This is a genomic window from Microtetraspora sp. AC03309, from assembly GCF_020826795.1.
In the GTDB taxonomy this organism is placed as follows: Bacteria; Actinomycetota; Actinomycetes; order Streptosporangiales; family Streptosporangiaceae; genus Microtetraspora; species Microtetraspora glauca.
Map to the genome: position 1 here is coordinate 1 of NZ_JADDIL010000287.1, position 779 is coordinate 779.

The 779-nt window shown below is 64.3% G+C and carries 1 protein-coding gene; it reads right to left on the bottom strand.

Annotated elements, in window-relative coordinates; translation table 11 throughout:
* Nucleotides 1–526: relaxase domain-containing protein (locus IMZ11_RS42880; RefSeq protein ID WP_228649344.1), on the bottom strand; the 526-nt coding region annotated here is incomplete at its 3' end.
* Nucleotides 527–779 lie beyond the last annotated feature (253 nt).

Below are 779 nucleotides of genomic sequence, written 5' to 3' on the forward strand. Positions count from 1 at the left end.
GTTCTTCGAACATCTCGGTGGCGATGTCGGTGCGCATCTGCGCTCGCACCGACTCATCAATCGCGGCGTTCCAGTGCGCACCGATGGACAAGTTATGGTCCCGGTAGGCCAGCGCCAGGCGCTGCTGCAACTCGGTTTCCCCGGCATTGACCCGAAACGGCCGCCCCAGCGAAGTCGCGGTCAGCGCCGAGTTCTTGCGCGCCCCTTGAGCAATGAGCTGCTTGGTCAACGCTGAGGCGTTCGGGTGCACGCCCAGCCCGAACAGCGCCTTCATCTGATCCTCGGTGACCTCCGAGCCCTCGGCCACCGACCACAGCCGGTCCCCGGCGTCGGTGCGCGTCCAGTTCTCCGAACCCGCCGACAATCCGGCCAGCCCGCGCCCACCCCAGCGGCCCGGGGTCTCACCCTTCGAGGAGTAGTAGTCGCCCAACGATTCCGGGCCATGAGTGCGGTCATGGGCAGCCACCTGCCGCACCAGGTACAAGTACCCGGAGCCAGCCGTGAGCTTGTGGATGCCCGCGTTCACCTGCCCAGCGCACCGAGTTCTCACGACGAAACCAAGGCCGCTTTCCGCCAGCCCCCGAACGGACCGTTACCCAACCGTGACCTAAGTGCAAGAGGTGTGTGGGACCAAACCAGGCTGGAAAGCAACGATGCAGGTCAAAGTAGGTGAGACGGTAGGGTGAACGGGGATTGACGCTGACAGCAGAAGTGCTGGAACAGCGAGCGAATCAAAAACAGGGGCGCAGTAGGCATGAAGGTGGGGCGGCGTGACCAAC